The organism is Mesorhizobium sp. M7A.F.Ca.CA.004.04.2.1, assembly GCF_004022825.1.
Lineage (GTDB): Bacteria > Pseudomonadota > Alphaproteobacteria > Rhizobiales > Rhizobiaceae > Mesorhizobium.
Window position 1 is genome coordinate 1 of sequence record NZ_RZPH01000227.1, and the last position, 6,919, is coordinate 6,919.

Genomic DNA, 6,919 nt, shown 5'->3' on the forward strand with positions numbered 1-6,919 from the left:
GAACTCGACCGTCGGGTGGCTGCGGATGCGCGCCGCCTAAGCATTCCGGTCAATGCCGTCGATCGGCCTGAGCTTTGCGATTTCTTCACCCCGGCGCTGGTCAACCGCGCGCCGGTCGCCATCGCCATCGGCACCGAAGGTGCAGGCCCGGTGCTTGCCCAGATGTTGCGCGGCCGCATCGACCGCATGCTGTCGCCGTCGCTCGGGCCGCTGGCAATTCTTGCGGCGTCGTTTCGCGGGGCTGCCGAGAAGCTGCTGCCGAAAGGCAATGCCCGCCGCCGCTTCTGGAATGATTTCTTCTCTGGCGCTCCTGCGCGCGCGGCCGAAGCCGGCCAGCTTTCGCAGGCGCATGAAGCTGCCGTCGATCTCCTGCTGTCGGACACGCCCGCTTGCGGTCACATCGCGCTGGTTGGCGCCGGTCCGGGCGCCGAGGATCTTTTGACCTTGCGGGCCCATCGTCTGCTGATGGAAGCCGATGTCATCGTCCATGACGCGCTGGTGCCCGAGGCGGTCGTTGCCATGGGTCGCCGCGATGCCGAGCGCCTGCCGGTCGGAAAGCGTAAGGGCTGCCACACCAAGAGCCAGGCTGAGATCAATGCGCTGCTGGTCGAGCTTGGCCGTGAAGGCAAGCGTGTCGTGCGGCTGAAGTCGGGCGATCCGCTGGTGTTCGGCCGGGCCGGCGAAGAGATGGCGGCACTTCGTGATGCCGGCATCGCCTATGAGGTGGTTCCGGGTGTCACCGCGGCCTTTGCCGCCGCCGCCGATTTCGAACTGCCGCTGACCTTGCGCGGTGTCTCCTCGTCGATGGTGTTCACCACCGGCCACGACCTCAAGGGCAATTCGCTGCCCGACTGGGCCAAGCTCGCCATTTCCGGCGCCACCGTCGCCGTTTATATGGGCCGCTCGGTGGCCGCCGAGGTTGCCGGACGGCTGATCGAGGCCGGTCTGTCGCCGGACACTGCGGTGGCCGTGGTCGAGAATGCCAGCCTCGCCAACCGGCGTCGCTTCCACGGCACGCTTGCCGACCTGCCGTCGCTGGAAGCGCGCGCCGATCTTTCCGGCCCGGTCATGACCATCATCGGCGATGCGGTCGCCGGCGCCAATTTTGAGCGATCCGAGCCGCTGGCGGCACACAGGCATGAAGGTGCGTCCAGTTCGATCGCCGAAGGAGTTCAGCCATGAAGATACTGACCGCCAACCGCCTCACCGACGGCATTGCTGTCTGGTACGCCGATGGCGGCTGGGCGGAGACGGTGGACCATGCCGACCTCGCCGATGACAAGGCAGCGGAGGATAGGCTCGAGGCGATCGGCGCCAAGGCCTATGCCGCCAACGAAGTGGTCGACGTCAATTTGATCGACGCTGAAGTCGTCAACGGTGTCGTCCAACCGGTGCGGCTGCGCGAGAAGATCCGCGCTGCCGGCCCGACCATTCGCAACGATCTCGGCAAGCAGGCTGCGCGGGCAGCATAACCAAGACACCAGGCATGGGCGGACGCGCCCTGAAAGACCAAGCATGTACCGTTACGATGAGTTCGACCACGATTTTGTCCAAGCCCGCGTCGCCGAGTTCAGCGACCAGGTGCAGCGTCGTCTTGCCGGCGAGATCACCGAGGACCAGTTCCGGCCCTTGAGGCTGATGAACGGCGTCTATCTTCAACTGCATGCCTACATGCTGCGCATCGCGGTGCCTTACGGCACGCTGAACGGCAAGCAGTTGCGCATGCTTGGTCACATCGCCCGCAAATACGACAAAGGCTATGGCCATTTCACCACCCGCCAGAACATCCAGTTCAACTGGCCGGCGCTGTCTGATATTCCGGCGATCCTGGCGGATCTCGCAAGTGTCGAGATGCATGCCATCCAGACCAGCGGCAATTGCATTCGCAATGTCACCGCCGACCACTTCGCCGGCGCTGCCGCCGACGAAGTCGCCGATCCGCGTCCCTACGCGGAAATCCTGCGCCAATGGTCGTCGGTGCATCCGGAATTCTCGTTCCTGCCGCGCAAGTTCAAGATCGCGGTGACGGGTGCCGAGCGCGACCGCGCCGCCATTCAGACCCACGACATCGGCCTGCACCTGAAGAAGAACGCCGCCGGCGAACTCGGTTTCGCCGTCTATATCGGCGGCGGCCAGGGCCGCACGCCGATGGTTGCCCGCAAGATCCGCGATTTCCTGCCGGAAGCCGACCTTCTGTCCTACTGCACGGCGATCCTGCGCGTTTACAACCTCTATGGCCGCCGCGACAACAAGTACAAGGCGCGCATCAAGATCCTCGTCCATGAGACCGGCGTCGAGGAGATCACCCGCCAGGTCGAGGCCGAGTGGCAGGAGTTGAAGGACGCCGAGCTGAAGCTGCCGGAAGCCGACATCCGCGCCATCGAGGCCTATTTCGCGCCACCGGTGCTCGCTGGGCGGCCGGAAGGCGACCAGGCGGTCAAGCTGGCGCGGCTCGATTCCAAGGGGTTCTCGGAGTGGCTCGACCAGAATGTCGTGACGCACCGCCATCCCGACTATGCGGCGGTGACGATCTCGCTGAAGGGCATCGGCGAGGTGCCCGGCGACGCCTCGGACAGCCAGATGGAAGCGATCGCCGACATCGCCGAGAAATATGGCTTTGACGAGCTGCGTGTCAGCCATGAGCAGAACCTGATCCTGCCGCATGTGGCCCGCGCCGACCTCAAGGCGGTCTATGATGCGCTGGTCGGCATCGGCCTGGCGACGGCCAATTCCAACCTGATATCGGACATCATCGCTTGCCCGGGCCTCGACTACTGTGCGCTGGCCACAGCGCGCTCGATCCCGATCGCGCAGGAAATCTCGCGCCGCTTCGCCTCGCTTGAGCGGCAGCGCGAGATCGGCGAACTGAAGCTGAAGATCTCCGGCTGCATCAACGCCTGCGGTCATCACCATGTCGGCCATATCGGCATCCTCGGGGTCGAGAAGAAGGGCTCTGAGCTCTATCAGGTGACGCTGGGCGGCTCGGCCGACGAAAACACCTCGGTCGGCGAGATCATCGGCCGCGGCTTCTCGTCGGAAGAGATCACCGACGCCATCGAGCAGATCGTCGAGACCTATCTCGGCCTCCGGCTCGACCCACAAGAGAAATTCATCGACGCCTACCGCCGAGTCGGTCCCGCGCCGTTCAAGGAGGCGCTCTATGCTGGCGAAGCCAAGGCCGCTTGACCGTATTGGAGACGTCGATGACGGTATCGCCGCCAAAGCGGCGGGGCTCGATGCGCTCTATGGTCATCTGAAGCCGATCGAGATCATCGAACGCTCGGCCCGCGAACTGTTCCTCGACGAGATCGCGGCGGTGTCGTCGTTCGGCGCGGATTCGGCTGTGCTGCTGCACATGATCGCCAAGATCGACCGGACGCTGCCGGTCATTTTCCTCGACACCGGCAAGCATTTCGAGGAGACGCTCGGCTATCGCGACGCGCTCGCCGCCGATTTCGGGCTGACCAACATAAGGGTGATCAAACCCGAGGAAGCAGCACTCGAACGGATCGATCCGACGGGCAATCTGCATCAGAGCAACACCGACGCCTGCTGCGACGTGCGCAAGGTGGAGCCGCTGGCGCGCGGTGTCGCGCCATTTCGTGCCTGGCTCACCGGCCGCAAGCGTTTTCAGGCCGCGACGCGGGCGGCGCTGCCGGTGTTCGAGGCGGTCGGTCCGCGCATCCGCATCAATCCGCTGGCGCATTGGACGACATCGGACCAGGCGGACTACATGCGCGCCCATGCGCTGCGCGAAAATCCGCTGGTCGCCTATGGCTATCTGTCGATCGGCTGCTTCCCGTGCACGCAGCCGGTGCAGCCGGGCGAGGACGCGCGCAGCGGCCGCTGGGCCGGTCACGCCAAGACCGAGTGCGGCATTCACCTGTCGGGGCTGGAGAAGTCGCTGACCGACGCATCCCTTTAGGATATGCTGATATTCAGGTTAGGCTGGCCTGCAAACGGCAGCTTCCTGCGCTTCCGGTGCTCACGTACTTCAAGTACGCTCCGCTCCGGTTCTCGGAAGCCGCTATTTTCGGCGCAGCCTGACCTGAATCTCAACACATCCTTGGTTCGTTTGACTATTTAGGAACTTTTTGATGACTGAACCGACGACAGCGGAGACCCGACTCTGGACCCCTGCGGGTTTTCACGAGGATGAGTGGACGCATGCCGAAAGCGCCGATGCGCTGTCCGGCAACGGCCGCTTCATCCTGCCGTTGCAAGTCTTCCTCGATCTGGATCCGGAGGTGCGCCGCTCGGCCAAGGAACGGCTCGGCGTCCTGCTGCAGCCTGGTGATCAGCTCGAGAAGATTGCCGACCTGCTCGACCAGCTGTCGCTGGTGGCATTGGCCTTCCCGGCCTTCAGCGACGGCCGCTCCTTCTCCAAGGGAGAACTGCTGCGCGGCCGCTACCATTTCGAAGGTGCCGTTCGCGCCACGGGCCAGGTGCTGGTGGACCAACTGCCGCATATGCTGCGGCTAGGCTTCGACGAGTTCGAGATTTCCAATGCGGTGCTGTTGAAGCGCCTGGAGGAGGGCCGCACCGGCGGATTGGGGCTCTACTACCAGCCAGCCGCCGTGCCGGAACCAAAAGGCCCGAAATACTCCTGGCGGCGCGTTCGCAGCAGCTGACGTTGCGGTAATTCCGCGCGTCTTTACATCAGCCGTGTTCAGGCCTTCTCTTGATCGTCCGGATGGAAAATCCGTGGAACGATCGGGGAGGGGTCTTCATGCGTTACGACTATGTCATAGCCGGCGGTGGGTCCGCCGGCTGTGCGCTTGCCGCGCGGCTTTCGGAAGATCCATCGAAAACGGTCTGCCTGATCGAAGCTGGCGGCGAGGGCAGGGATATGCTGATCCGCGCTCCGGCTGGCATTATCGGCATGCTTTCCGGCCGGCCCAGGATCAACAACTGGGCCTTCGAAACCGTGCCGCAGCAAGGTCTTGGCGGCCGCAAGGGCTACCAGCCGCGCGGCAAGGCGCTGGGCGGCTCCAGCGCCATCAATGCAATGCTCTATGTCAGGGGCCATCGCAGCGACTATGACGAATGGGCAAATCTGGGCTGCGAGGGCTGGTCGTGGGATGAGGTTCTGCCCTATTTCCGGCGCGCCGAGGGCAATGAGCGCGGCACTGATGCCTTGCATGGCGGGGACGGCCCGCTGAAAGTGTCGAACCAGCGCTCGCCGAGGCCGATCGCCAAGGCCTTCATAGAGGCTTGTGCCGAAAACCAGATTCGCGCCTCGGACGATTTCAACGGACCGGAACAAGAGGGCGCCGGCTATTTCCAGGTGACCCAGTTTGCCGGTGGCGCCCGTAATGGCGAGCGCTGTTCGACTGCCGCCGCCTATCTCCATCCGGTGATGCAGCGGAGCAATCTGACCGTGATCACGCGGGCGCACGCCACAGGCATCGTCCTTGCCGGCAAGCGCGCCACCGGCATCCGCTACCGGACGCGCAAAGGCGAGGCAGTGGCACAGGCGTCGCGCGAGGTGATCCTCTGCGGTGGTGCCTTCGGTTCGCCGCAGCTTCTGTTGCTGTCGGGTATCGGCCCGGCGGCCGAACTTGCCGTGCATGGCGTTCCCGTCGTCCACGAATTGCCGGGCGTCGGCAAGAACCTGCAGGACCACCTCGATTTTATCGTCGGCTGGAGATCGAAGGACACCGATATGCTCGGCATGAGCCCGCGCGGCGCGTGGGGTTTCCTCAGGCACATCGCGCAGTGGCGGCGGGATGGAACCGGGCTGATCGCCTCGCCGTCGGCCGAGAGCGGCGCTTTCGTCAAATCCGACCCGGCGCTTGAGCGCCCTGACCTGCAGCTGCAATTCGTCATCGGCCTGGTCGAAAACCATGCGCGCACGCTGCACTACGGTTTCGGCTTCTCCTGTCATGTCTGCATATTGCGGCCGCACTCGCGTGGCGAGGTTGGGCTGGCCAGCGCCGATCCACTTGCCGCGCCACGCATCGATCCGCGCTTTCTCGGCGACCAGCGCGATGCGGAACTGCTGCTGAAAGGCGTGAGGATCACCCGGCAGGTGCTGGCTTCGCCGGCGCTGACGCGCTACCGGCACAAGGAAATGCACATCGCCGGCGAGCCGAGCGATGCCGATCTGATGACCCATATCCGTACCCGCGCCGACACGGTCTATCACCCGGTCGGCTCCTGTCGGATGGGGTCGACGAGATGGCGGTGGTCGATCCGCAACTCAAGGTGCGCGGGCTTGAAGCCTTGCGTGTCGTGGACGCCTCGGTGATGCCGACACTGATTGGTGGCAACACCAATGCCCCAACCATCATGATCGCCGAAAAGGCCGCCGACATGATCAGGGCTGCCTGATCGGAGCTCCAGGCCGCGGCGCCCATGGCGCGGCGGTCTTCTTGTTGTGACGCAATTGCCCAGGGAAAACGCTACGCGTTTTCCCTGGAAAACCGTTCACACTTCTCCTGGAATTGCTTAAGCCGCCGCCCGTGCCTCGCGGAACGACACCAGCTTGCGGCGGTTTTCGTCCCACAATGCCAGTTTGACGCAGCGCAGGCTTTCGAGCAGCGTAACCCGGCCTATGTCGCGCAACTCGGGATAATCCCGCAGCACTTCCTGCAACCGGTAGCACGGCACCTTGGCCGAGAGGTGATGGACGTGATGGACACCGATGTTGCCGGTGAGCCAGTTCAGCACCGGCGGAAGGTCGTAATACGACGATCCGTGCAAGGCGGCGTGCTGGAATTCCCAGTCGGCATCCTTCGCCCATTCTGTTTCCTCGAACTGGTGCTGGACGTAGAACAGCCAGATGCCGGCCGAACCGGCGAGGATGACGATCGGCAGGTGAACCACCAGGAAAGCGCCCGGGCCGACGAACCAGATAAGGACGGCTGCTGCGACCGCGATGCCAAGGTTGGTGGTCATCGACGACACCCAAGGGGTC

Annotated in this window: 6 protein-coding genes and 1 pseudogene; 6 read left to right on the forward strand and 1 reads right to left on the reverse strand. The window is 64.2% G+C overall.

What is annotated here, in order from left to right; all coding sequences use genetic code 11:
* From cysG to EN893_RS12795, 6 genes and pseudogenes are all read left to right on the forward strand, one after another.
* The coding region (gene cysG, locus EN893_RS12770; RefSeq protein ID WP_128361564.1) for a siroheme synthase CysG at positions 1–1,182 on the forward strand (1,182 nt) is incomplete at its 5' end.
* Positions 1,179–1,472 carry a DUF2849 domain-containing protein gene (locus EN893_RS12775; RefSeq protein WP_127272018.1) on the forward strand — a complete coding sequence of 98 codons (294 nt, stop codon included), beginning with the start codon at positions 1,179–1,181 and terminating at the stop codon, positions 1,470–1,472. The genes cysG and EN893_RS12775, both read left to right, overlap by 4 nt.
* 43 nt (positions 1,473–1,515) lie before the next feature.
* Complete coding sequence (locus tag EN893_RS12780) at positions 1,516–3,186, forward strand: nitrite/sulfite reductase (protein ID WP_127272508.1); 1,671 nt, start codon at positions 1,516–1,518, stop codon at positions 3,184–3,186.
* Positions 3,161–3,925 (forward strand): phosphoadenylyl-sulfate reductase, encoded by a 765-nt coding sequence (locus tag EN893_RS12785; protein ID WP_127272509.1) that lies wholly within the window; start codon positions 3,161–3,163, stop codon positions 3,923–3,925. Before EN893_RS12780 ends, EN893_RS12785 begins: the two co-directional genes overlap by 26 nt.
* A gap of 172 nt (positions 3,926–4,097) precedes the next feature.
* Complete coding sequence (locus EN893_RS12790; RefSeq protein WP_127271069.1) at positions 4,098–4,631, forward strand: DUF934 domain-containing protein; 534 nt, start codon at positions 4,098–4,100, stop codon at positions 4,629–4,631.
* Between the two features lie 98 nt (positions 4,632–4,729).
* A pseudogene (locus tag EN893_RS12795) lies at positions 4,730–6,333 on the forward strand (GMC family oxidoreductase N-terminal domain-containing protein).
* Positions 6,334–6,450: 117 nt separating this feature from the next.
* Here EN893_RS12795 and EN893_RS12800 read toward each other — a convergent pair.
* On the reverse strand, positions 6,451–6,919 hold a 469-nt coding region (locus EN893_RS12800; RefSeq protein WP_206640107.1), incomplete at its 5' end, for a fatty acid desaturase.